Annotated in this window: 17 protein-coding genes; 12 read left to right on the forward strand and 5 right to left on the reverse strand. The window is 62.5% G+C overall.

Annotated elements, in window-relative coordinates; genetic code table 11:
- Positions 1-43: 43 nt before the first annotated feature.
- The 12 genes from JI748_RS00170 (at position 44) to JI748_RS00225 (ending at position 16564) form a co-directional block, all read left to right on the forward strand.
- Positions 44-2347 (forward strand): alpha-L-rhamnosidase, encoded by a 2304-nt coding sequence (locus JI748_RS00170; protein WP_201636914.1) that lies wholly within the window; start codon positions 44-46, stop codon positions 2345-2347.
- Positions 2348-2408: 61 nt separating this feature from the next.
- A complete protein-coding gene (locus JI748_RS00175) occupies positions 2409-3698 on the forward strand; it encodes an ABC transporter substrate-binding protein (protein ID WP_201633681.1) in 1290 nt (429 codons plus the stop codon).
- Positions 3699-3888: 190 nt separating this feature from the next.
- Positions 3889-4797 carry a carbohydrate ABC transporter permease gene (locus JI748_RS00180; RefSeq protein ID WP_201633683.1) on the forward strand — a complete coding sequence of 303 codons (909 nt, stop codon included), beginning with the start codon at positions 3889-3891 and terminating at the stop codon, positions 4795-4797.
- A complete protein-coding gene (locus JI748_RS00185; protein ID WP_201633685.1) occupies positions 4794-5621 on the forward strand; it encodes a carbohydrate ABC transporter permease in 828 nt (275 codons plus the stop codon). The genes JI748_RS00180 and JI748_RS00185 overlap by 4 nt, the downstream gene beginning before the upstream one ends.
- Positions 5622-5626: 5 nt before the next feature.
- Complete coding sequence (locus tag JI748_RS00190) at positions 5627-6700, forward strand: ABC transporter ATP-binding protein (protein ID WP_201633687.1); 1074 nt, start codon at positions 5627-5629, stop codon at positions 6698-6700.
- Positions 6701-7119: 419 nt separating this feature from the next.
- Entirely contained in the window at positions 7120-8421 is a 1302-nt protein-coding gene (locus tag JI748_RS00195; protein WP_201633689.1) for a Gfo/Idh/MocA family protein, read from the forward strand.
- A 351-nt stretch (positions 8422-8772) separates the two neighbouring features.
- A complete protein-coding gene (gene kdpF, locus JI748_RS00200) occupies positions 8773-8865 on the forward strand; it encodes a K(+)-transporting ATPase subunit F (protein ID WP_201633690.1) in 93 nt (30 codons plus the stop codon).
- A gap of 12 nt (positions 8866-8877) precedes the next feature.
- Positions 8878-10587: a potassium-transporting ATPase subunit KdpA gene (kdpA, locus tag JI748_RS00205; RefSeq protein WP_201633692.1), complete on the forward strand. Its 1710-nt coding sequence runs from the start codon at positions 8878-8880 to the stop codon at positions 10585-10587.
- A gap of 9 nt (positions 10588-10596) precedes the next feature.
- Positions 10597-12648, forward strand: a complete 2052-nt coding sequence (gene kdpB / locus JI748_RS00210; protein ID WP_201633694.1) for a potassium-transporting ATPase subunit KdpB — start codon at positions 10597-10599, stop codon at positions 12646-12648.
- A gap of 10 nt (positions 12649-12658) precedes the next feature.
- Complete coding sequence (gene kdpC, locus JI748_RS00215; RefSeq protein ID WP_201633696.1) at positions 12659-13225, forward strand: potassium-transporting ATPase subunit KdpC; 567 nt, start codon at positions 12659-12661, stop codon at positions 13223-13225.
- A gap of 1 nt (position 13226) precedes the next feature.
- Positions 13227-15884, forward strand: a complete 2658-nt coding sequence (locus tag JI748_RS00220) for a sensor histidine kinase (protein ID WP_201633698.1) — start codon at positions 13227-13229, stop codon at positions 15882-15884.
- Positions 15881-16564 (forward strand): response regulator, encoded by a 684-nt coding sequence (locus tag JI748_RS00225; RefSeq protein WP_201636916.1) that lies wholly within the window; start codon positions 15881-15883, stop codon positions 16562-16564. The genes JI748_RS00220 and JI748_RS00225 overlap by 4 nt, the downstream gene beginning before the upstream one ends.
- Positions 16565-16600: 36 nt before the next feature.
- Here JI748_RS00225 and JI748_RS00230 read toward each other — a convergent pair whose 3' ends face one another.
- The 5 genes from JI748_RS00230 to JI748_RS00250 all read right to left on the reverse strand — a co-directional run bounded on the left by JI748_RS00230 (position 16601) and on the right by JI748_RS00250 (position 22093).
- Positions 16601-18259 carry a GMC oxidoreductase gene (locus JI748_RS00230; protein ID WP_201633699.1) on the reverse strand — a complete coding sequence of 553 codons (1659 nt, stop codon included), beginning with the start codon at positions 18257-18259 and terminating at the stop codon, positions 16601-16603.
- Positions 18260-18343: 84 nt separating this feature from the next.
- A complete protein-coding gene (locus JI748_RS00235; protein WP_201633701.1) occupies positions 18344-19111 on the reverse strand; it encodes a sugar phosphate isomerase/epimerase family protein in 768 nt (255 codons plus the stop codon).
- Between the two features lie 24 nt (positions 19112-19135).
- Positions 19136-20191 carry an ABC transporter ATP-binding protein gene (locus JI748_RS00240; protein ID WP_201633703.1) on the reverse strand — a complete coding sequence of 352 codons (1056 nt, stop codon included), beginning with the start codon at positions 20189-20191 and terminating at the stop codon, positions 19136-19138.
- A 34-nt stretch (positions 20192-20225) separates the two neighbouring features.
- Positions 20226-21119, reverse strand: a complete 894-nt coding sequence (locus JI748_RS00245) for a carbohydrate ABC transporter permease (protein ID WP_201633704.1) — start codon at positions 21117-21119, stop codon at positions 20226-20228.
- Positions 21116-22093, reverse strand: coding sequence for a carbohydrate ABC transporter permease (locus JI748_RS00250; protein ID WP_201633706.1), 978 nt, complete (start codon positions 22091-22093; stop codon positions 21116-21118). The genes JI748_RS00245 and JI748_RS00250 overlap by 4 nt, the downstream gene beginning before the upstream one ends.
- Positions 22094-22115 lie beyond the last annotated feature (22 nt).

Raw genomic sequence — 22115 nt, forward strand, 5'->3', positions numbered from 1 at the left:
TGCGCATGGCTCAGCAGCATCGGTCTCCGGCTGGACAGCCAAGATGGTTCGCCCCTTGGCGGACGAGGGCGTCAGCACGCCTGCCAGCTTCCTGCGCAAGAGTTTTTCCGTGGATGCGATCGGCGGTTCCGAAGAACTGCGCATCACGGCGCTTGGCCTCTATATCGTTTTCATCAATGGCAAGCGTGTCGGCACGGATGTCCTGACACCCGGCTGGACCAGCTATGACAAGCGCCTGAGCTACCAAACCTATCCGGTTGCCGACCTGCTGGTCGCGGGTGAGAACACCATTGAAATCTGGCTGGCTGACGGCTGGTATCGGTCGCAGCTGATGTGGGGCAAGTTCCCCATCGTCAACACCTATGGCGACCAGATCGCCGCCCTTGCCGAATTGCGCAAAGGCGACGCTGTCGTCGTTGCAACCGATAGCAGCTGGGAGAGCGGGGAACTGCCGGTGCGCAAATCCGGCATCTATTTCGGCGAGATCTTCGATGCGCGTGTGGCGCCTGAGGCGACCAGTGGCAGCGCCGTCGTCGACTTCGACTTCGGTACTCTGGTGGCGGCGGAAAATACCGGCGTGCAGCAACTCGATGCGCTCCGTCCAGTGAAGCACTGGACCGATGCAGAAGGTGGCACGGTCTATGACTTCGGGCAGAATGTGGGTGGCTATGTTGCCTATTCGGTGCGCGGCGACGCTGGAGCTCGCGTGATCGTCGAGCACGCCGAAGTGCTCGACAAGCATGGTGATTTCTACAACGTCAATTATCGGACCGCCGAGGCTCGGACGGAGTACACGCTGTCGGGGCAGGGCGATGAGCATTATCGCCCGCACTTCACCTTTCACGGCTTCCGCTTTGCTCGCATCACGGTCGAGGGCACGGCCGAGGTGCGCAATGTCGTGTCGGTGCCGATCAGTTCGGTGACCGAGCTCAAGGCCGGCTTTACTTCAGGCAACACGCTTGTCGACCGCCTGTTCCTCAACACCGTCTGGTCGCAGCGCGGCAATTTCATCGACGTTCCCACCGATTGCCCGCAGCGCGACGAGCGGCTGGGCTGGACCGGCGACGCGCAGGTTTTCGCCAGCACGGCCATGTACCTGGCAGAAACCAAGAACTTCTTCCGCAAGTGGATGCGGGACGTGATGGCCGACCAGCGCGAAGACGGTGCGGTGCCTCATGTGGTGCCCGATCCAACGCGCCTCAAGCCCGAGCACTATCCTGGCTTCTACGGTTCGACCGGCTGGGGCGATGCGGTCTGGGTCGTGCCGTGGCAGCTCTACCTTCACTACGGCGACGTGGATTTCTTGAAAGAAGCGCTGCCCAGCATGATCAAGTGGGTCGATTTCGTCTGGTCGATCAGCGATGGCCCGATCGTGCAGCCGCCGCGCGAATGGGGCGCTCGCGGATTTTCCTTCGGCGATTGGCTGCAGCCGAGCGGCCCCAGCGCCAAGCCGCTGCCGACCATCAGCGATGAGGCGTCGGCCACGATCTACCTCTTTATCGCGTCAAGCCATGTGGCCAAGATTGCGCGCATTGCCGGCCAGGCGGATGTCGCTGACCGCTTCGAGGCGATGTCCGCCCAAGTGCGCGACGCGTTCCAGCGTGAGTTCATCACCGCGGCAGGCCGCGTAGGGGGCGATGACCAGACCTCCTATGCGCTGGCTTTTCTCCATGACCTGATCCCCGCCGACAAGCAGGAGGCCGCCAAGCGCTACTTCCGCAACGCCATCGCGCGCTCCGACGGCCGCATCGGCACCGGCTTTATCGGCACGCCGGCGCTGCTGCCGGCACTGGTCAAGATTGGCGAATGGGGCCTCGTCGCCGACGTCTTCCTTCAGGAAGAAGTTCCGGGCTGGCTCTACCAGGTCAAGATGGGCGCAACGACCATCTGGGAGCGGTGGGACGCCATCCAGTCTGACGGTACGATCTACAATCCGCAGATGAACTCCTACAATCACTATGCCTATGGCGCGGTGTGCCAGTGGCTTCTGGAAGGGGTTGCCGGGTTCCGGCCGGATGCGGAAGCGCCAGGTTTCGAGCACATCATCTTCGAGCCCACCGTGCTCGACGGCCTTTCGCCGGTTCAAGCGCACCACGACAGCCCGAGGGGCACCATCCGGGCCGGCTGGACCGTCGACGGCGACCAGGTGCGCTATGAGATCGAAGTGCCCGAAGGCACGCGTGGCACGCTGCGACTGGCCGATGCCTACCGCGATGCCAAGCTCGATGGCGCAACAACCACCAATGGCGCCGCCCTAAGCCCCGGCAAGCACACTGTTTCTTTCACCTTTGCTCCAGCCAAACGGCAGGAGCGGACGAAATCGCAGGTCAATGCCACGACGCCCTAGGGCCATGACAACTTCAGTTTCAACAAGGGTCCGGAAGGCGGACCACAAGGGAGGACGACCAATGACCAAGACCAGGATTTCAGCCCTGATGGGCGCCAGCGCCCTCGGCATGTTGCTGACGGCAGGCGCCGTGCAGGCGCAGCAATCGGGCAATCTGCAGTTTCTGATCGACAACGGCCCGCAATCGGTCGCCGTTGCCGAAGCCTGGGTTGCGGCCTTCACCGAGCAGAACCCGGACGTCACCATCGACATCGAAGTGCGCCCTGGTGGCGGCGAAGGCGACAACATCGTCAAGACGCGCCTCGCGACCGGCGCCATGGCCGACGTGTTCTTCTACAATTCCGGCTCGCTGTTCCAGGCCATCAACCCGGTGCAGAACCTCCTGCCCGTGACCAACGAGCCCTGGCAGGAAGGCATCCAGGACAGCTTCAAGTCGGTGGTATCGGCTGGTGGCGAAGTCTATGGCACCCCGTTCGCTCCGGCGATGGGCGGCGGCATCTTCTACAATATCCCGATCTACGAAGAGCTTGGTCTTGAGATTCCCACCACCTGGGAAGAGTTCATGGCCAACAACGAGAAGATCAAGGCGGCCGGCAAGACGGCTGTGATCCAGACCTATGGCGAAACCTGGACCAGCCAGCTTTTCGTCCTCGCCGACTTTTTCAACGTGCTCGCTGCCGAGCCGGACTTTGCGGAAAAGTTCACCGCCAACGAAGCCAAGTTCGCAACCTCGCCGGCTGCGCTGCGCGGCTTTGAGAAGCTGCAAGAAGTCTATGAAGCCGGTTATCTCAATGCCGATTTCGGCGCCGCGACCTATCCCGACGGCCTCCGCATGGTGGCAACAGGCGAAGGCGCGCACTACCCGATGCTGACCTTCGGCGTCGGCGCCATTGCCGAAACGCTGCCCGACAACCTCCAGGATGTCGGCTTCTTCGCCCAGCCGGGTGACAGCGCCGACAGCAACGGCCTCACCACCTGGATGCCGGACTCGGTCTATATCGCCAAGAGCACTGCCAATCCCGCACTTGCCAAGGCATTCGTCGGCTTCATCGGTTCGCCAGAAGGCTGCGATATCCGCAACGAGGCCGTGGGTGCCACCGGCCCCTACATGATCGAAGGCTGCGAACTGCCCGAAGACGTGCCGCCGGCCGTTGCCGACATGCTGCCCTACTTCCAGGAAGGTGGCCAGAACGCTCCGGCACTCGAGTTCCTGAGCCCCGTCAAGGGTCCGGCGCTCGAGCAGATCACGGTTGAAGTCGGCTCCGGCATCCGCCCTGCCGCCGATGGCGCCGCGCTCTACGACGAGGACGTCCGCAAGCAGGCCCAGCAGCTCGGCCTTGCCGGCTGGTAAGTCTTAGGGCTCAACATCTCGGCTCTTGCCCTCCCTCCCCCTTTGTGGGGAGGGTAGCGGCGCTAGGCCGAAGGCCGTAGCAAAGCTGGGTGGGGGCTGGCCGGTTGCAGACCAAAAAACACCCCCACCCTCATTCTCTCCCCACAAGGGGGAGGGAGGCGACAACGACGCCACCGGGAGCAACATACGCATGACGGCAATTGCTGCCACGACAGTGGAAGGGAAGGCCCCAGCCCGAAAGCGCCGCGGCTCGACTTACCCAGGCTGGTTCTTTTTGCCGGCCGCGATCATCTATGCGGTGCTGTTTCTCGCGCCCACCTTTGCATCGCTCTATTTCAGCCTGACGCGCTGGACGCTGTTCGACAGCGTCTTCATTGGGCTCGACAATTTTGCGCAATTCTTCCGCGAGCCATTCTTGATCCGCGGCCTTGTCAACACCGTGCTTTATGCGGTGATCACTTCGGGGCTGAAGGTCGTGATCGGCATGGCGCTCGCCATCATGTTGACCAGCCAGATCGTGGCGCGCGGCTATCTGCGCTCGGTGATCTTTTTCCCGGTGCTGGTCTCGACGGTGGGCGTCGGCATCACCTTCACCGTGCTGATGCACCCAACGCAGGGCATCATCAACGAGACGCTGGCGCTGTTCGGCATTGCCGGGCCAGGCTGGCTTGTGGACCCCCGCCTCGCGCTTTTTTCGGTGGCGCTGGTCGACGTCTGGAAAGGCGTGGGACTCGCGACAGTCATCTATATCGCTGGCGTCGTCGCCATCCCAAAGGACTATTACGAGGCGGCGCGCATCGATGGCGCGACCAAGTGGCAGAACTTCCTTTACGTGACGCTGCCGTTGATGCGGCCGGCGACCGCTACCGTCATTACGCTGTCCTTTATCGGCGGGCTTCGCACCTTCGACCTCATCTGGGCAATGACCAAGGGCGGGCCGGGCTTTGCCTCCGACACCGTGGCCTCGGTGATCTACAAGCAATATCAGGCCGGGTTCTATGGGCTCTCGACCGCCGGCAATGTGGTGCTCTTCGTGCTGATCGCAATCCTGGTCGTGCCGCTGACCATGTTCCTCAACCGCAAGCAGGGACACGAATGAAACACCGCGCTTCCCTCCTCGGCGGCATTGCCGCGATCATCGCGACCTTTGTGGTCTTCGTGATCCCGTTCCTCTTCATCATCCTCATGGCATTCAAGGATCGCCAGCAATCTGCATTACGCGATTTCTCCTGGCCGGCGGGCTTCCACCTCTGGGACAATGTCGTCGAGGTGGGGCAGACCCGAAACTGGATGATGATCACCGCCTTCATCAATTCGAGCATCATCACCGTTGCGAGCGTGACGCTGCTGGTGGTGTTTGCCGCCATGGTCGGCTTCGTGCTGGCGCGGCGCAGGACACGCTGGAACCCGCTGATCGAGTTCCTGATCCTTGCCGGGCTCATGGTGCCACCGGCCGTGGTGCCCACCATCTGGGTGCTGCAGGGGTTAAAGCTCTTCGGCACGATCCACGGCATGATCCTGATCGAGGTGGCCTATAACCTGCCGTTCTCGATCATCCTCTATCGCGCCTTTATCGCCACCATTCCAAGGGACATGGACGAAGCTGCGGTGATCGATGGCGCCCGGCCGCTCGATGTGTTCTTCCGCGTCATCCTGCCCATGCTGTGGCCGGTGACGGTGACCAATATCGTGGTGCAGTCGGTGGGCATCTTCAACGACTTCACCAACCCGCTCTACTATCTACCGGGCAATGCCAATGCGACGGTGCAGCTGACGCTCTTCAATTTTCAATCGCAGTTCAGCACCGCCTACAACCTCCTCTTCACCAATATCCTGCTGATCACCATCCCGCCGCTCATCGTCTTCCTGTTCTTCAACCGGCAGATCGTGGCGGGTATGACCGCAGGCGCCGTCAAAGGGTAATCGACATGGCCGGACTGCAACTGAAGTCGCTGCGCAAGAGCTATGGCGAAGTAGAAGTGATCAAGGGCGTCGATCTCTCGATCGACAATGGCGAGTTCGTGGTGTTTGTCGGCCCCTCGGGCTGCGGCAAATCCACCTTGCTGCGTATGATCGCGGGGCTCGAGGATATTTCGGGCGGCGAGCTGGTGATCGGTGACCGGGTGGTCAACGAGGTCGAGCCACGCGACCGCGGCATCGCCATGGTGTTCCAGAGCTATGCTCTTTATCCGCACATGACCGTCTACGACAATGTCGGTTTTGGGCTGAAGCTCGCCAAGACGCCCAAGGATGTGCGCGACAAGAAGATTCGCGACGCTGCCCGCGTCTTGCAGATGGAGCATCTTCTTGATCGCAAGCCCAGCCAGCTTTCGGGCGGGCAGCGGCAGCGCGTGGCCATCGGCCGGGCCATCGTGCGCCAGCCCGAAGTGTTCCTCTTCGACGAGCCGCTCTCCAATCTCGACGCGGCGCTGCGGGTGGAGACCCGCATGGAGATCGCCAAGCTGCACAACGATCTTGGTACGACCATGATCTATGTAACGCATGACCAGGTCGAGGCCATGACGCTGGCCGACAAGATCGTGGTGCTCGATGGCGGCGTCGTGCAGCAGGTGGGGTCGCCGATCGAGCTTTATCAGCGGCCCGCCAACCTCTTTGTCGCCGGCTTTATCGGCTCGCCCAAGATGAACTTCTTCCGGGTGACAGTGGATGCGGTGAATGGCAATAGCGTCAGCGTTTCGAGCAACGATCTGGCGGCGACGACCGTCGCGGTGGCAAAGCCGACGCTCAAACCGGGCGAGACGGTGACGCTCGGGGTGCGACCGCACGCGCTGCGGCAATCCGACAATGGCGGCGTCGTCGGCCGAGTCTTACTTGTCGAGCGCCTGGGCAACGAAACCAATATCAGCGTGACGCTGCCGAGCGGGACGATGCTGATGGCGGTGCTCGACGGCGATCGCGCCCTCCATTCAGGCGAAAGCATCGTCCTGGCATTCGATGCAGGTGACGCGCTGCTGTTCGACGGGGCAGGACAAGCGCTTTGAGATCGCGGATATTGGCACCTAGGTCATAGGCTGGCTCAAGGGCAGGCTTGGCCTAAAGAGAAGCCGCTACCTGGGCAGTTACTCAGATGAACGTCTGCTTCCCGAAGCACGGCGTAATACCAGTTCTTGCGCTCCTCGCCCCCCGAGCGTCCAACCTGCTTTCCGACCCCATTGCAAGCAATCCCGAACACGCCCGTGAACAACTACCCTACGAGCTGCCATAAGCCGTGCACGAGCATTCCGCGCGTTGGAACTGCATCCCAGCTCGATCATTAAGCGCCTCAGACAGGTGAGGTAACGTATCGCTTGGTGTAAGCCCCCCGTTCAGCCGAACGGCCGAGTTCTCCGCCCTCTCACCTGGTGAGGAACAATCTGTGTCAGCCCTGGCCAAAGCGGGCGATCAGAATCGGGAGCGGGAGATGAGTGAACAGTTTCGCATCAACCGTCGTGACATGCTGCGCATAGGGAGCGTGGGTGCCGCGGGCATGGTGCTTGGCGGTTCGGCGCTGGCGCAGTCCGGCGAGTATCTTCCCCCCACCGAGGTGGATACCGGTAAGGTGGTGGGCAACAAAGTCATCTTCGAGAACTGGCGCGCCCCTGCCGACGCGCCGTCGGCACCACCGCCAGCGCCGCTTCCGCCGGAGGAGCGGGTGGGCTTTGCCCTGGTCGGAATAGGGCGCCTTTCGCTTGAGGAACTCTTGCCGGCTTTCGGCGAATGCAAGAAGGCCAAGGTGACGGCGCTGGTTTCAGGGACACCGGACAAGCTTAAAACGGTGGCCGAACAATACGGAATTCCCGAGCAAAGCTGCTACAGCTATGACAATTTCGACCAGATCGCCGACAATCCAGATGTGCAGGTGGTCTATGTCGTGCTGCCCAACAGCATGCACCGTGAATATACGGAACGGGCGGCGCGCGCAGGCAAGCATGTGCTGTGCGAAAAGCCGATTTCGGTGAGTTCGGCTGATGCACAAGCCATGGTTGATGCCTGTGCGCAGGCTGGCGTCAAGCTGATGATTGCTTACCGTATTCAATACGAAGCCTATAACCGGCGGTTGCAGCAGTTTGTGCGGCAAGGCACGTTCGGGCGGTTGGTCGGCATGAGTGCGGTCAATGTTCAGACGGTTGCCGAGAACGGAACCCAGCAATGGCGACATAAGCGAGCAATGGCCGGTGGAGGATCATTGCCCGATATCGGGCTATATTGCCTCAACACGGCGCGTTTTCTGACCGGCGAAGAGCCGGTCGAGATTTCGGCCAGCATCTACAGTCCGCCCGACGATCCGCGCTTCGCGGAGGTTGAGGAAACCGTCTCGTTTACGCTGCGCTTTCCGTCCAACTTCATGGCAAATTGCTTCACCAGCTATGGCGCGCGGGATGACAAGTACCAGCGCCTCAACTTCGCTGAGGCGACTGTGGGCATGCCCAATGCCTACAAGTATGAAGGCCAGTCCATGCTGATCGGCCAGCGCCAGGGCGAAAACGACGGGGAAACGGAACTGGTCATCCAGGCACCCAACCAGTTCTCCGAAGAGATCGACCACATGGCAACGTGTGTTCTCGAGGACAGACGGCCCTACACTCCGGGGGAAGAGGGCGTCCAAGACCACAAGCTCATGGAAGCTATCTACCAGGCTGCCCAAACCGGCCAGCCTGTACAGCTAGAACCCATACTCGGTCTGGACGCGTTCCGCGGCGATCCGGCCACTGAAAACTCCTGATGGTCACTTTTAGCGCAAGCCTGACCTGAACTTGGCTTTCGCGCAACGCCATCTCAGCTGTATCTTGGTCTGTGACGTCTCTGCCTTCAACGGAAATGCCGGCGACCCATTGCGGACCTACACGCAATGATTGTGGGTTCCCCAAATCAGCCGTCGTGAGCGCGAAGCCAGCAGCGCTCTTATGAAATCCTTACGCCACTTGCCAGCAATCCATATGGAATGCTGATGGCGCCCGGGAGCACTTGGTGAGCCTCAACAACAGAGGCTCTAAATGCTTGACCTTACCTTTATCGCCCTCGGCGCCGGCACCCTGATCGCCCTCGCGATCTATGCTGCAGCGCTTGATCGGCTTTGAGCACCGCCATGCTCACGATTTCCTTCCTCATCGCCGTGGCCCTGGCCGTCTACCTCGTGGTGACGCTGCTGGCGCCCGAACGCTTCTGATCCGGAGCCATCATGTCCCTTATCGGTTGGCTGCAGATCGGCTTCGTGCTGGTCGCCGTCCTCCTTCTGGTCAAGCCGCTCGGCCTCTATATGGCCCGCGTCTTTTCCGGCGAACGCACCTTCCTCTCGCCCGTGCTCGCCCCCGTCGAGCGCGGCTTTTACGCCCTGGCCGGCGTCAAACCGGAACGCGAGCAGTCCTGGCTCGGCTATGCCCTCGGCGTCATCGCCTTCAGCATCGCTGGTTTCCTCGGCCTCTACCTCTTGCTGCGCCTGCAGAACTATCTGCCGCTCAACCCGCAAGGCTTCCCGGGCCTCGCGCCCGATCTCGCCTTCAACACCGCCGTGAGCTTCGTCACCAACACCAATTGGCAAAGCTATGGCGGCGAAACCACCATGAGCCATCTTAGCCAGATGCTGGGCCTTACGGTCCAGAACTTCGTCTCTGCCGCCACCGGCATCGGCGTCGCTATGGCGCTGACCCGCGCCTTCATGCGCTCCGGCGTGAGCGAACTGGGCAACTTCTGGGTCGATCTCACCCGCGCCACACTCTACGTGCTGCTGCCCCTCGCCATCGTTGTCGCACTGGCTTTCGTGGCAATGGGCGTGCCGCAGTCGCTCGACGCCAGCTTTGTCGCCACGACGCTTGAAGGCGCGCAGCAGACCATCGCCACTGGTCCGGTCGCCTCCCAGGAAGCCATCAAGCAGCTGGGCACCAATGGCGGTGGCTTCTTCAACACCAATGCCGCCCATCCCTTCGAAAATCCCACCGCCTTCTCGAACTATCTCAATATCATCGCCATGCTCGCCGTCTCCTCGGCTCTGGTCTACGCCTTCGGCCAGATGGTCGGCTCGCGCCGCCAGGGCTGGGCACTGCTCTCCGTCACCGTCATCATGCTGGTCGTCGGCACCGGCGCCATCTACTGGGCCGAAACCTTCGGCAATCCCTTGCTGACCGCGGTGGGCGTCGACCCTTCGCTGGGCAATATGGAAGGCAAGGAAGTCCGCTTCGGCCAGGCCATGTCGGCCCTCTATGCCGCCGTCACCACCGGCCTCTCCAATGGCGGCGTCAACGCAATGCATGGCTCGCTGACCCCGCTCGGCAGCCTCGTGCCGCTGTTCCTGATGCAATTGGGCGAAGTGCTGCCCGGTGGCGTCGGCTCGGGGCTTTACGGGCTTTTGGTCTTTGCCATCCTCGCGGTGTTCGTTGCCGGTCTCATGGTCGGCCGCACGCCGGAATTTTTGGGCAAGAAGATCGAGGCGCGCGAGATGAAGCTCGCAATGCTGGCCGTCCTCATCCTGCCGCTGACCATCCTGGGCTTCACCGCGGTATCTGCCGTAACTGAGTGGGGCACGAGTTCTGTCCTCACGCCCGGCCCGCACGGCCTCAGCGAAATCCTCTATGCCTACACCTCTGCCGCCGCGAACAATGGCTCAGCCTTTGGCGGCCTCACCGCCAACACGCCCTGGTACAACACGACCCTGGGCATCGCCATGCTTCTGGGCCGTTTCGCTTACCTCGTGCCCGTGCTGGCCATCGCCGGTGCCATCGCCAAGAAGCCGCGCGCTGCTGCCTCTTCCGGCACCTTCCCGACCGATCGTCCGCTCTTTGTCGGCCTCCTCATCGGCATCATTCTCATCTTGGGCGGGCTGCAATTCTTCCCGGCCCTGGCTCTCGGACCCATCGTCGAGCACTTCGTCATGCTCGCCGGCCAGAGCTTTTAGGAACATTCCATGTCCACTAAATCCATCTCGATCCTTGACCCGGCCATCCTCGTGCCGGCCCTCCGCGACGCGCTGCGCAAGCTCAACCCGCGCCAGCTCATCCGCAACCCGGTGATCTTCGTCACGGAAATCGTCGCGATCCTCGTTACCGTGCTCTTTGTCCAGGAATTGCTTGGGGAATCCGGAGTGCCTGGCTTTTCAGGTCAGATTGCCCTTTGGCTATGGCTTACCGTCTTGTTTGCCTGCTTTTCCGAAGCCGTCGCCGAGGGCGGCGGCAAGGCCCAGGCGGAGTCGCTCAAGCGCAGCAAGTCCGATCTCTTCGCCAAGAAACTGCTGTTTCCGAACGAGCGCGACAACCGCGCCTGCGAGGTCATCCCTGCCACGAGCCTCAAGCTCGGCGACATCGTCCTGGTCGAGGTCAATGACCTCATGCCCGGCGACGGCGAAGTCATCGAAGGCATTGCTTCCGTTAACGAAAGTGCCATCACCGGTGAATCCGCGCCCGTGATCCGCGAAGCCGGCGGCGACCGCTCTGCGGTCACCGGCGGAACCCAGGTCATCTCCGACTGGCTCAAGGTGCGCATCACCACCAAGCCCGGCGAAACCTTCGTCGACCGCATGATCACCTTGATCGAAGGCGCCGAGCGGCAGAAAACGCCCAACGAGATCGCGCTCTCGATCCTCCTCAGCGGCCTGACGCTGGTCTTCCTCATTGCCGTCGTGACGCTTTATGGCCTTGCCGCCTATTCCGGCACCGACCTGTCCGTCGCCGTTCTCGCGGCGCTCCTCGTAACCCTCATCCCCACCACCATCGGCGGACTGCTCTCGGCCATCGGCATTGCCGGCATGGACCGGCTGATCCGCTTCAACGTCATCGCCACTTCCGGGCGCGCGGTGGAAGCCGCCGGCGACGTCGACACACTCCTCCTCGACAAGACCGGCACCATCACCTTCGGTAACCGCATGGCCTCCGAATTCCTGCCCGTCGTCGGTGTCGGCGAAAAGGAACTTGCCGAAGCCGTTCTGCTCGCCAGCCTCGCCGATGAAACCGCCGAGGGCCGCTCGATCGTCGCCCTCGCCAAGTCCGACTTCGGCCTCAGCGAGCCGCGGATTGTTGGCAACGGCACGGCGACCATCGCCTTTTCCGCCCAGACCCGCATATCCGGCATCGACATCGAAGGCCGCCGCATCCGCAAGGGCGCCGTCGACGCTGTGCTCCGCTTCGTCGGCCTCGATCGCGCCACGGCGCCTGCCGACTTCACCAAGGCCGTCGACACCATCGCCCGCTCCGGCGGCACGCCGCTGGCCGTCGCCGAAGCCGATCGCCTGCTCGGCGTCGTGCATCTCAAGGACGTGGTCAAACCCGGCATCAAGGAGCGCTTCGCTGCCCTCCGCGCCATGGGCATCCGCACGGTCATGGTCACCGGCGACAACCCGGTGACTGCCGCCGCCATCGCGTCCGAAGCCGGCGTCGACGATTTCCTCGCCGAAGCGACGCCCGAGCAAAAGCTCGACTATATCCGCAAGGAACAGGTCGGCGGCCGCCTGATCGCCATGTGCGGCGACGGCACCAATGACGCGCCGGCCCTCGCGCAGGCCGATGTCGGCGTCGCCATGCAGTCCGGCACCCAGGCGGCGCGCGAAGCCGGCAACATGGTCGACCTCGACAGCAGTCCCACCAAGCTCATCGAGATCGTAGAGATCGGCAAGCAGATCCTGATGACGCGCGGCGCGCTCACCACCTTCTCCATAGCCAACGACGTGGCCAAATACTTCGCCATCATCCCGGCCCTGTTTCTCGTGACCTATCCGGAGCTCGGCGCCCTCAACATCATGGGCCTCCAGTCACCGCAATCGGCGATCCTTTCGGCAGTGATCTTCAACGCCCTGATCATCGTCGCACTGATCCCGCTCGCCCTGCGCGGCGTCAAATACCGTCCAGTCGGCGCCGCGGCGCTCCTTTCCCGCAACCTGCTCATCTATGGCCTTGGTGGCCTCGTCGCGCCCTTTATCGGCATCAAGCTGGTGGACATGGCCGTCACCGCCATCGGCATCATCTAAGGAGGCTAGCATGCTCACTCAAATCCCCCCCGCCATCGTAATTTTCGGCCTGCTCTCTGCCGTGACCGGACTTTTGTACCCGCTCGCGATCACGGGCGTTGCACAGGCCGCATTCCCCACTCAGGCCAATGGGAGCCGCGTCATCGACGAAGGAACAATCATCGGCTCCGACCTAATTGGTCAAAGTTTCAGCCAGCCGCAATATTTCTGGCCGCGCCCTTCGGCCACCGGACCGGAAGCCTACAATGCCGCTGCCTCCAGCGGCTCGAACGTCGGGCCAACCGGGGCAGCATTGATCGAGCGGGTAGGGGAGGCGGTCACTGCTACCGGAAAACCCACCGCCTCCGCCGATGCGGTGACGACCTCCGGCTCCGGCCTTGACCCGCACATCACCCCTCAAAATGCTGCAGCACAGGTCGAGCGCGTCGCGACCGCCCGCGGCGTTGACGCATCGGTCATCTTATCCGTGCTCGCCGATGTGACCGAAGCGCCCACCTTTGCTATCTTCGGTGAACCGCGCGTCAACGTGCTGCGCCTCAATCTGGCGCTGGACGAGGCCGCGCCCCTCGGGAACTAAGATGGTTCGCCAAACCGAAAAAGATCGGCCTGATCCCAGGGCCTTGCTCCAGCTTGCCGCGCGCGAAAGCCGCGGCAAGCTGACGATCTTTCTTGGCGCCGCACCCGGCGTCGGCAAGACCTACGCCATGCTGGAGCGCGCCCGGGCCCTCAGGGCCGCCGGCATCGACGTGGTCATCGGCCTCGTCGAAACCCATGGTCGCGGCGACACGGCCCGTTTGGCCGAAGCCATCGAAACCCTGCCGCGGCTTGAAAACACCGCCTATGGCGAGTTCGATCTCGACGCTGCACTCGCCCGCCGGCCCACTCTCCTCGTCGTTGACGAACTCGCCCACTCCAACAAAGCCGGGGCGCGCCACCCCAAGCGCCACCAAGACATCGCCGAACTCATTGCCGCCGGCATCGACGTCTGGACCGCGCTCAACATCCAGCATCTCGAAAGCCTCAGCGATCTCGTCGCCCGCATTGCCGGCGTGCCCGTGCGCGAAACCGTCCCCGATATTGTGCTCAAGAGTGCCGACGAGATCGTCCTCGTCGATCTGCCGCCCGCCGAGCTCATCGAGCGCCTTCATGCCGGCAAGATCTACCTGCCCGATAACGCCGCCCGAGCCGTGGACGGCTTCTTCAAGCCCGCAACTCTGACGGCCCTTCGCGAGCTTGCCTTGCGTCGTGCTGCCGATCGCGTAGACGACCAGATGGTCGACTTCCTTCGCCAAAGTGCCGTCGACGGACCCTGGGCCACCGGCGAACGCTTGCTCGTTTGCGCCGGCCCCGACCAGATGTCCGAAAAAGTCGTGCGCATTGCCAGCCGCCTTGCTTCTGGCCTCAATGCCCGCTGGCTGGTCGTCTCAATGGCGCGCCCCGGCGCCGCCCTGCCGTCACCCGCAGATGCCGAGCGGCTGGAAGAAACGCTACGCCTAGCCGAGCGCCTTGGCGCCGAAACGCGCCGCGAAACCGCTGCCGATTTTGTCGAAGCCATCCTGCGCCTTGCCCGGCGCGAGCACATCACCCAGATCGTCATCGGCCGACCCGCCGGCCGGCGCTGGCTCCGCCGCTCCTTGCCCGACGCCGTCCTGCGCCGCGCCGGCGACATCGGCGTTCATGTCGTTCCGGGCGAGCCTGAACCTCAAACGCGCAAGTCACGAAGGACTTTGACCGCTCCAGAATGGGCGCTAACTCTCGGACTACCCCTCGTATCGGTAAGCGCCACCACCCTTTTCGGCCTCGGCATCAATGCCCTTGTCGCGCTGCAGAACCTCTCGATGCTCTATCTCGCAGCCGTCCTGCTGTCGGCCGTGATCGCCGGGCGCTTCTCGGCGCTGCTTGCGGCCGGCCTGTCCTTTGTCGCCTACAACTTCTTTTTCATCGAGCCGACCGGCGCACTGACCGTCGCGCAGCCGCAGGAAGTTCTGTCGCTGGTGATCTTCATTGCCGTGGCGCTCGCCTCAGGCCAGCTCGCCGCGCGCTTGCGCGAACAGGCCGACCTCTCCCGCCAGCAGGCGCGCCAATCGCAGGCACTGCTTGATTTTTCCCGCAAGCTCTCGGGCGCGCACGGGCTCGACAGCGTCCTCGACGCCATTGCCAGCCACCTTCATTCCAGTCTCTCCCGCCCCGTCGTGGTCCTCACCGCAAACGAGGACGGAGAACTCGTGCCCACCTCCGCCTGGCCACCCGACCAGGCGCTCGACTTTACCGAACTTACCGCTGCGCGCTGGGCCTTCGACAAGCGCGAACCCGCCGGCTTCCTTACCGGCACCTTGCCGCAAGTGCGCTACCTCTTCCGCCCCATCATCTCGGCGCAGCGCATCTTCGGCGTCGCCGCTTTGCGCATGGGGCCAGGTGACGCGCCACTCCCCGCCGACGACGAACGCACCTGGATCGCGCTGCTCGACCAGGCCGCCATTGCCCTCGATCGCGCCCGCCTCAGCCGCGAAAGTGCTCAGGCCTCGGTGGCGCGCGAAGGCGAAAAGGTGCAGGCCGCGCTTCTTTCGTCGCTCTCGCACGACCTGCGCACGCCGCTGGCTTCCATCACTGGCGCCGTCACTACGCTCCGCCAGCTCGGCGACAAACTCCCCGCCGAGACCCGCGACGACCTCCTGCTATCGATCGAAGAAGAGTCCGGCCGCCTCAAACGCTTCGTCGCCAACCTGTTCGAAATGACCCGCATCGAAGCCGGCATCGTCAAAGCCCGCCGCGAACCCATCGATCTCCCCGCCATCATCGACGCCGCCACGGCCCGCGCCAGGCGCCTCCACAACGACCTTCGAATCGAGCTCAGCCTCGCGCCCGACCTGCCACATGCCTTGGGCGACGCTACCCTCCTCGAACAGGTGCTCTTCAACCTCCTCGACAATGCCCGAAAATACGGCGGCGCCGACCAGCCGGTCGCCGTATTCGCCAAGGCCGAAGGCAAGCTGGCCGCCATCTCCGTCACCGATGCCGGTAAGGGCATCCCGGAGGCCGATCTCGAAAAGATCTTCGAAAAATTCTACCGTCGCGCCAAGGGCGATGGCCGCCCCGCCGGCACCGGTCTTGGCCTTTCAATCGCCCGTGGCCTCATGACCGCGATGGGCGGCACCATCAAGGCAACGAGCCCCGCGGTCCGCAAGCGCGGCACCCGCTTCACCCTGCGCCTGCCGCTTGCCGAAAGGGACAACTGATGCTGCAACGCGTTCTGGTGGTCGATGATGAACCGCAGATCCAGCGCTTCCTCAAACCCGCCCTGATCGCCGCCGGCTTCGATGTCGAAACCGCCGCCACGGCCGCCGAAGCCAAGCGCCTCGCTGCCACCCGCGCCCCGGCGCTGATCGTGCTCGACCTCGGCCTGCCCGATGGCGACGGCAAGACCGTGATCGAATCAGTGCGGGCGTTTTCATCTGTGCCGATCATCGTGTTGTCGGCGCGCGAAGGGGAAATCGAAAAAATCGCGGCGCTCGACTTAGGCGCCAACGACTATGTCGACAAGCCATTCGGCATCGGGGAACTGCTGGCGCGTATCAGGGTCGCGTTGCGTCTTACGCAGTCGACCGAGCCGGTGCCATCGATCCAGAACTTTGGTTCGATCCGGCTGGATCTCGAACATCGCCTCGTGTCTGTCGGAGGCATCGACGTGCATTTGACGCCCAAGGAGTTCGACCTTTTCGCGTTGCTGGCGGTCAATGCCAACAAGGTCGTCACGCACAGGCAGGCTCTGACCAGTGTCTGGGGCTCGGCGCACGGTGAGGATGTGCAATATCTGCGTGTCATCATCGCGCAACTGCGGGCTAAGCTCGAAACCGACCCAAAGATGCCGCGGCACCTTCTTAACGTAGCGGGCGTGGGATATCGGCTCGTGGACTAGCACCCTCCATCTGCGGGCTCAGATGGGCATGTCCGCTCACGGACGGTATGCCGCACGTGAGGCCTCACTCGATAGATGCCGGCATGCCCGCACTGTTTGCGCCATGATGGTAAGGGTCGTGCCAGTGACGCCACTGCCGGCAAAGGCGCTGGCATCGGTGACATAAACGTTGGGAGCGTCCCACACTTGCCCCCACTGGTTGAGCACCGATGTCTCGGGGGACGCGCCCATACGCGCGCCACCGGTTTCGTGGATCGCCGCACCCATGACCATGACCTGCTTGAAGAAGCGCTTGAACAGAAAGCGGGACACGGGATCGGCATCGGGGTAGGCGCCGCGGCCCCACTCCCTTATGCCGCGAGGCGAGCCGAGAAACTCGACCTGCCCGCCGGCGTCATTGATTGTTTCGACAAACGCGGCTTCCTGCCGCTCCAGCAGCGCTGCGTCCTCGGGCTGGATCTTGCAGCGGATATGCGGGGCCGGGATGCCCCAGCGATCCTTGCGGGAGGGGTCAAGCGTGACGCGGTTATCGGCGTGCGGCTGCATGAGGCCGAAACCAAAGAACAGGAGCGAAGCGGGATCGTCGGAAGAGCCACCGCGCCCGATCGCGCCCTGATAGTCATAATCGGCACGCGGGGCAGAATTACCTGTGCTCTCGAAGCGCGGAATGAAGATGCCACCTGAGGCATCGTAGAACGGATCGGCGGGCTGGCTATCATCGCCGTTCCAGCCGCCCTTCATTTTGGGGTAGATGCCAAGGCCCAGCATGGGGATCTGGTCCATGAAGTAGCGCCCGAGCTGGCCGCTCGAATTACCAATGCCACCGGGATGATCACCGGAAGCAGAGTTGAGGAGCAGCCGCACGCTTTCGATCGGCGACGCGCAGACAACCACGTGGGCGGCGTTGACCACCGAATGCTCATAGGTGATCGCGTCGATGATCTCGACGCCCGTCGCCTTGCCGCCTTCAGTAACAACCCGGCGGGCGATGCTGTTGAAGCGGATAGTCAGACGTCCCGATCGTTTGGCTTCTTCCAGCGGACGCAGCACCCGGCTTGGCGAGGGTGCGAGCGAACGCCAGGCAACGACGTGGCGCTCGGGCCATTTGTTTTCGACCGTGCGCTTGAAGTCTTGTTCTGCCGGGCTGAGCTTAGCCGGCCCCTTGTACTTGCCGTCGGGCAGCGTGGAGACGCCGTCGGTATTGCCATAGAGGCCAAGGAACTCCTCGACTTCATCGTAAAAGGGTTCGAGATCGGCGTAGGAAATCGGCCAATCCACACCCTTTCCGGTGCGGCTTTGCGCCTTGAAGTCGTCGTCTGTCCAACGGAGCAGGACGCGGCCGAAGGTGTGGGTGCGCCCGCCGGCCTGCCGGCCACGGATCCAAACGAATGGTGCGTCGCTCGGCGTCGTATAGGGATTGTGCCGGTCATTCACATAGAACTTGCCCAGCATGCCCCGGAAGAAGGCCGCCTTCGACTGGACGGATTGCCCACCAAAGGTGGCGAGCGCTCGCTCCATGATGTTGATGGGCGGCACCCGCTTTGGCTTGCTTGCAGGATCGAAATCGGCCGGGGTGATCTCGCGCCCCGCTTCGAGCAGCAGCACGTTCAATCCCTGCGCCGTCAGTTCCTTGGCCGCAAAACTCCCCGATGCGCCTGAGCCGATGATGATGGCGTCGTATTTGGGGGAAGACATGGGGGGATCCTTGGAGCTTGGTCGTCGTGGAGCAACCCCGGACCAGCTGGTCCGGGGTAGGGAGTGGTCGAGTGAGCGGGAGGTTTACTGCCCGATGCGGCGCATGGTCTCGATGGAGCGGGTGGCGAAACGCTGCCAATCGGCGGGCAGATCGTGCTCGACGATCATAAGCTGGGCACCTGCATCGACGCTTCTGTTCCATAGCGTCTGCCAATCGAGCGTGCCATGGCCAAGATCGGCGAAGCCTTTTTCGTCCAGCCCTTGCCCCTCGGGCGCGATATCCTTGACATGCACCGCCGGAATGCGGCCCTGGTATTTTTCCAGCCATTGGAGCGGATCGGCGTTGCCGACCGCAATCCAGGCGAGATCGGGTTCGAACGGCACGGTGTCGCCCAGTAGGTGATCAATGGGGTAGCTGCCATCGGGCAGCGGCATCATCTCGAACTCATGATTATGATAGGCAAAGGTCAGGCCGCGCGCTTCCATGTCCTTGGTGTAGGCGGCGAGCTTGTCGCCGATGGCCTTCCAGCCTTCCACCGTAGTGGGACGGTCTTCCGGGTTGATCCACGGCACGACGACCAGCCACATGCCGAACTTTTTGGCGATCTCTTCGACGAGATCGGGAGACTGTTCGAAAATATCGAGCGTGAAATGCCCGGACTTGGCGGTCAATTTATACTGCTTGAGCAGGGCGACATAGTCGTCGAGTTCAGCCGGGTTTTCGGGCGGCCCAAAAAAGAAGGGCTGAACGTCGGTATAGCCGAGTTCGGAAAGGAGCTTGAGCTGCTCCTCCAGCGTCGCGGCGCTGCGAGAGGAGAACATCTGGAAGGACAGGTCGTTGTTCGGGATCATGGAAATTGCCTTTGGGTGTTCGTTCTAGGCGAGGCGAAGGTCGTCGGCACCGAACAGGTGGACGCGCGACGAGTCGGGGACGATGTGAATGGTCTCGCCTTCCTTGGCAGTGATGCGGTCGCGGAACACGCCGACCACGACGCTGCTGCCAATGCGCAGCTGCACCATGGTTTCGGCTCCGGTTGGTTCGACCAGTTGCACGACCGCCGGAATGCCGTCGCCATTGCCCAGCGCCAGATGTTCCGGCCGAATGCCGTAGGTGAGCTTTTGCCCGTCGCTAACAACCGTTGCTGATGGCAGCGGCAGGGTGACCCCGTCATTGCTGACGAATGCGCTGCCTCGAACGCTGCCCTCGATGAAGTTCATCGAGGGAGAACCAATAAAGGCGGCGACGAACTTGTTGGCCGGCTTGTCGTAGAGATTGAGCGGCGTATCGGCCTGCTCGACCTTGCCGTCGCGCATCACGACGATCTTGTCGGCCATGGTCATGGCTTCGATCTGGTCGTGGGTGACATAGATCATCGTTGTCTTGAGACGATGCTGCAGCGACTTGATCTCGGAGCGCATCTCGACGCGCAGCTTGGCATCGAGATTGGACAGCGGTTCGTCGAACAGGAAGACCTGCGGATTGCGCACGATAGCGCGGCCCATGGCAACGCGCTGGCGCTGGCCGCCCGAGAGTTGCTTGGGAAAGCGCTTGAGCATGGGCGTGAGGCCCAGGATCTCGGCGGCTTTGGCGATACGAGCATCGCGCTCGGTCTTGTCCAGTCCCTTGAGCTTGAGCGAGAAGGCCATGTTATCTGCTACTGTCATGTGCGGATAAAGCGCGTAGCTCTGGAACACCATGGCGATGTCGCGGTCCTTGGCGCTGACATCGTTGACGACGCGCTGGCCGATGCGGATCTGGCCGCCCGAGATTTCCTCAAGCCCCGCGATCATGCGTAGCAAGGTGGACTTGCCGCAGCCCGAGGGGCCGACCAGCACGACGAACTCGCCGTCCTCGATATCGATATCGACGCCATGGATGACGTCCACCGGTCCATAGGACTTGCGAACGCCGTTAATGCTGACTGAGGTCATGAGCTTGGTCCCATGGAAAAGAGGAGAGGGCGGGTCATCCCTTGACTGCGCCGCCGAGGATGCCGCGCACGAAATAGCGCTGCAGCGAGATAATAAGGAGGATTGGCACCGCGACCGAAAGGAAGGTTGCGGCCATTAGCGGGCCCTGGCCTTGCGTGGTCTGCGCCACGAGCCCGGCCAGGTTGACGGTGATCGGCGGCGACATGCCCGAACCGCCCATGAAGAGCAGCGGGATCAGCAGGTCGTTCCACGACCAGAGGAAAGCCATGATGCCGAGCGACGCCATGATCGGGCGCGACAGCGGCAGCACGATTGAAACGAAAGTTCGCAGTTCCGAAGCGCCATCGAGATAGGCGCTTTCATAGAGCTCCTGCGGAATGGAGGCCAGAAATCCGCGCAACAGGAAGATGCCGAAGGGCAAAGTGAAGCCGACCTGATAGAGCCAGATGCCCGGAATAGTGCCCGACAGGCCCACCGCATTGTAAAGGCGCAGCAAGGGCACGAGCGTGATCTGCGGCGGCGTGATCAGCAGCGCCACCAGCAGCAGCGATAGTGCTGTGCGGCCCGGAAATTTCATCCGCACCAGGGCATAGGCGCCGATCATTGAAAGAATGACGGTGAGGATCGTGGAGGGAATGGCTATCGCAAGCGAGGTGCCAAGGCTTGCTCCGACGCGCAACTGGTCAAGCGCCAGAAGGTAATTGTCGGCCGTCAGCACTGGACGAGCGAAAACGGTCCACCAACCCGAGCTGGCCGTGTCGATCTGCGGCCGGAATGAAGAGATCAGCAGCGCCAGGATCGGCATGAACCAGAAGGCAATGAACAGCACGACCACGAGGTGGACGAGCCACTTCAACCACTTGCCCTGGCTGGAACCTGCGCCAGTCGTTGCCAATGTCGCTGGCGTCTGAACGGTCGCGTCGGTCATGACCGTGCCTCCGAGCGGAACTGGAATATGTTGATGAAGGCGATCGGCAGCGCGCTGAAAAGCAGGATCACAGCAATGGCGCTGGCATGGCCAAGATTGCTGGCCGCGAACAGCTCGTAATAGAGCCGATTGGCGATCACGTCGGTGCCGAAATTGCCGTTGGTCATGACATAGACGATGTCAAAGACCTTGAGCGCGGCGATGATCATGGTTGTCAGCACCACCAGCACGGATGGCAGGATGTTGGGCAGGACGATCGAAAAGAACACCCGCCATTCGCCCGCGCCATCGAGCCGTGCCGCCTCGATCATTTCGGTGCCGACATTCTTGATGGCCGAGGAAAGGATCAGCGTTGCGATCCCCAGCTGCAGCCAAACGGCGATGAAGATCAGCGAGAGATTATTGACGACAGGCTGGATCAGCCAGGGCACGGGCCGCATGCCGAAGAGCCCTAGAAAGGCGTTGAACGTGCCGATCTGCGGCGTTCCGGCCGGCTGAAAGGAATACATCTGCGTCCAGATCACCGACCCAGCCGTAAAGGAAATGGCAGTCGGAAGGAGCACGATGGTCATCGCCAGCGGCTCGTACTTGACCTTGTCGAACAGCGTCGCCGCAGCCAGGGCCAGCACGACCGTGATGATGGGGAAAGCAATCAGCCAGATGATGTTGTTCTGAACGATGCCCAGCATGGAGCCGGAAAAGGCCCAGGCGTAGTTCTCGAAGCCGATATAGCTGGCCGCGCGGGCATCCATGAGCGAGGTGCCTAGGGTCACGATCACCGGAAAGATCAGGATCGTTGCGGCAAGGGCGATGGGCAGGAGCAGCCACACCCAGGGGCGTAGTCGCTGACCCGCACGTACAGGCATGAGGGAGAGCATGCCTTCCCCAGCGCCGAGAGCCAGGTATACCAGGATCGGTATGCCAATAGCTCCGGCGACAATGAGAAGCAGTACGATGGCAAGCGGGTCACTCATTTCAGCGCCGTCCGGGTGTGGC

It is taken from the genome of Devosia rhizoryzae, from assembly GCF_016698665.1.
Classification (GTDB): domain Bacteria; phylum Pseudomonadota; class Alphaproteobacteria; order Rhizobiales; family Devosiaceae; genus Devosia; species Devosia rhizoryzae.